The organism is Streptomyces sp. SID486 (assembly GCF_009865385.1).
Taxonomy (GTDB): domain Bacteria; phylum Actinomycetota; class Actinomycetes; order Streptomycetales; family Streptomycetaceae; genus Streptomyces.
Genome location: NZ_WWJT01000734.1, coordinates 1 through 3634, shown reverse-complemented (window position 1 = coordinate 3634; position 3634 = coordinate 1). Strand labels below are relative to the sequence as shown.

Sequence of the window (3634 nt, the reverse complement as noted above, 5' to 3'; positions counted from 1 at the left end):
TCCGCGGCTTCCGCATCGAACCCGGCGAGATCGAACAAACCCTCACCGACCACCCCCACATCACCCAAGCAGCGGTCATCACCCTCGGCGACCGCGCCCGGCTCGTCGCCTACGTCGTCGCGCACACCGCCGTATCCCCGGAGGAGCTGGGTGAGTTCACGCGGCGGCGGCTGCCGGAGTACATGGTGCCGTCGGCGTTCGTCACCCTGGACCGGCTGCCGCTGACGGCCAACGGCAAGCTCGACCGGGCCGCGCTGCCGGAGCCGGTCACGGCCGAGCGGGCGGCCGGGGCGGGACGGGAGCCGCGTACCGCCCGCGAGCGGTTGCTGGTGGAGTTGTTCGCGCAGGCACTGGGAGTGGACCGGGTCGCGCCGGACGACGACTTCTTCACGCTCGGCGGGGACAGCATCGTCTCGATCCGCCTGGTCAGCCTGGCACGTGCGGCGGGCATCGGGTTCGCGGTCCGGGACATCTTCGAGCAGCGGACGGTGGCCGGGCTCGCCGGGGTCGCCGAGGAGCTGGCCGGGTCGGTCCCGGACGCCGACGACCCGGGTGTGGGGGCGGTGGTGCCCACCCCGATCATGCGGTGGTTCGAGGCACGCGGCGGCGAGGTGGACGCGTTCCACCAGGCGATGCTCCTGGAGGTGCCGGCCGCCCTGGGTGAGGACCATCTCGTCACGGCCGTGCAGACGCTCGTGGACCACCATGGCGCCCTGCGGCTGACCCGGACGAAGGGCGGGGCGGACGACGGGGACGACGGCGACGGCGGCGACGGCGGCGGGGCGTGGTCGTGGGAGGTCGCACCGGTGGGCTCGGTGCCGGCCACGGAGCTGGTGCGCCGGGTCGACGTCGGCAGTGCGGGGGTGGACGAGGCCCTGGTCCGCGCGCGGGTGGAGGCGGAGGTCGCCCGTCTGTCGGCCGACCGGGGCCCGCTGCTGGGGGTGGTGTGGTTCGACGCGGGGCCCGCTCGCTCCGGCAGGCTGCTGCTCGTCGTGAACCATCTGGTGGTCGACGGGGTGTCCTGGCGGATCCTCCTGCCCGATCTCGTCGCCGCCTGGGAGGGGGCGGTGGCGGGCCGCCCGGCGCGGCTCGAACCGGTGGGCACCTCGCTGCGCCGCTGGTCACGACTGCTGGCGGCGGAGGCCCGCCGGCCGGCCCGCGCGGCGGAGGCGACGCTGTGGACCGAGCTGCTCGCCGCGGCCGACCCGCCGCTGACCGCCGGCCGGCTGGACCCCGTACGGGACACCGTGGGCCGGGCACGGGAGTGCACCCTGTCCCTTCCACCCGAGGTCACGGGCCCACTGCTGACCACGGTGCCGGCGGCCTTCCACGCGGGCGTGAACGACGTGCTGCTGACCGCGCTCGCGCTGGCGGTCGCCGAGTGGTGCAGGGAGCGCGGCACCGGGCGGTCCACGGCGCTGCTGGTGGACGTGGAGGGGCACGGGCGTGAGGAGATCGTGGCGGGCGTGGACCTGTCCCGCACCGTGGGCTGGTTCACCTCGCTGTATCCCGTGCGCGTCGATCCGGGTCCGCTCGTCTGGACCGAGGTCGTCGAGGGCGGGCCGGCGCTCGGGCAGGCGCTGAAGCGGGTGAAGGAGCAGCTGCGGGCGCTGCCCGACCACGGCATGGGCTTCGGTCTGCTGCGCCACCTCAATCCGGAGACCGGCCGGCGGTTGGCCGCGCTCCGCGTGCCCCAGCTGGGGTTCAACTACCTGGGCCGGTTCCCGGCCGCGGGGACCGCGGTGGCGCCCGGCCGCCCCGGGTGGACGGTGGCCGCGGAGACCGGCCTGCTGAGCGGCGCCGATCCGGCCACCGCCCTGGCACACGGGCTGGAGGTCAACTCCATGGTCCGTGACGCGCCGGACGGGCCGTGCCTGGAGGCCGTGTGGACGTGGGCGCCGGGGCTGTGGTCCGAGACGCACGTGCGTGTTCTCGCCGAGCGGTGGTTCCAGGCGATCCGGGGCCTGGTCCGGCACGGCGACCGGTCCGGTACGGGCGGCCACACGCCCTCGGACTTCCCCCTGACCGAGCTCAGCCAGCACGACATCGAGCAGCTTGAAGCCGCGTGGAGGATTCAGAAATGACGTCGTCGGGCCTCGAAGACATCCTGCCCCTCTCTCCGATGCAGGAAGGTCTGCTGTTCCATTCCCAGTACGAGCAGGACGGCGCGGACGTCTACGCGGTGCAGCATGTCTTCGACGTGGAGGGCGCCCTCGACACGGCGCGGCTGCGGACGGCCGTCGACGCCCTCGTCGAGCGGCATCCGAACCTGCGCGCCGGTTTCCGGCAGGTGGACTCGGGCGGGACGGTGCAGCTGATCAGGCGTCAGGTGACCGTGCCGTGGGAGGAGTCCGACCTCTCGGCGCTGCCCCGTGCGGAGGCCGACGCGGAGCTGGCCCGGCTGGCGGCGAAGGAGCACGGCCGCCGGTTCGACCTCTCCGAGCCGCCGCTGCTGCGCTTCCTGCTGGTACGGATGTCGGCCGGGCACCACCGCCTGGTGCTGACCACGCATCACATCTTGCTCGACGGCTGGTCGACACCGCTGCTCGTCCGTGAGCTGGGGGCACTGTACGACAGCCGGGGCGATGCCACCGCGCTTCCCCGGGTGACCCCCTACCGGCAGTACCTGGGCTGGCTCGCGCGGCAGGACCGGCCTGCGGCGGAGGCGGCGTGGCGCCAGGCGCTGTCGGGCCTGGAGCAGCCGACCCTGCTCACCGCGGTGGACCCGGGGCGGCCCGGGCTGATGCCGGAGCGGATCACCGTCGAGCTGGACGAGGACCGCACGGCCGCCGTCGCCGACTGGGCGCGCCGCGAGGGCGTGACGCTGAACACCGTGCTGCAGGCCGCCTGGGGGCTGGTGCTGAGCCGGCGCACGGGACAGGACGACGTGGTGTTCGGGGCCGTGGTCGCCGGCCGCGATCCGCAGCTGCCCGGGGTGGAGGCCATGGTGGGCCTGCTCATCACCATGGTGCCGGTGCGGGTGGCGCTGGATCCGGCGCAGTCGCTGCGGACCGCCGTCGTACGGCTGCAGGACGCACAGTCGCGGCTGACCGCCCACCACCATCTCGGGCTGGCCCGCATCCAGCAACTGGGCGGGCTGGGGGAGCTGTTCGACACCTCACTGGTGTTCGAGAACTATCCCTGGGACGACCCGGCCGAGCGGCCGGACACCGGCGGGCCGCGGATCACTCCGGACCTTAGCCGCGGGCGGGACGCCACGCACTACCCGCTCACGCTGATCGCCGCTCCCGGGCGCCGGCTCTACCTGCGCCTGGACTACCGTGACGACCTCTTCGACCGGGCCACGGCCGCCGGGTTCCTGGACCGGCTGATCCGCGTGCTCGACCTCGTCGTCACCGACGCGGAACGGCCGGTCGGCCGGATCGACCTGCTCACCGACGAGGAACGGGCCGCCCTCCTCGCCGTACCCGACCACACCACCGCCACCGGCACCCCCGACATCGCGACCGACACGGACACCGGTGTCGGTGCAGGTGCCACGCTGCCCGGCCTGTTCGAGACACAGGCCGCCGCCCACCCCGACGCCGTCGCCGTCATCAGCGACACCACCACGACCACCTACCGACAACTCAACGAACACGCCAACCGACTCGCCCACCACCTCACCCACCAC

2 protein-coding genes are annotated in these 3634 nt (G+C 74.0%); both read left to right on the top strand.

Translation table 11 applies throughout. The features are described 5' to 3' along the window. On the top strand, positions 1 to 2084 hold a 2084-nt coding region (locus tag GT045_RS34345; RefSeq protein ID WP_237539098.1), incomplete at its 5' end, for a condensation domain-containing protein. Next, on the top strand, positions 2081 to 3634 hold a 1554-nt coding region (locus tag GT045_RS34340), incomplete at its 3' end, for a condensation domain-containing protein (protein ID WP_237539097.1). The genes GT045_RS34345 and GT045_RS34340, both read left to right, overlap by 4 nt.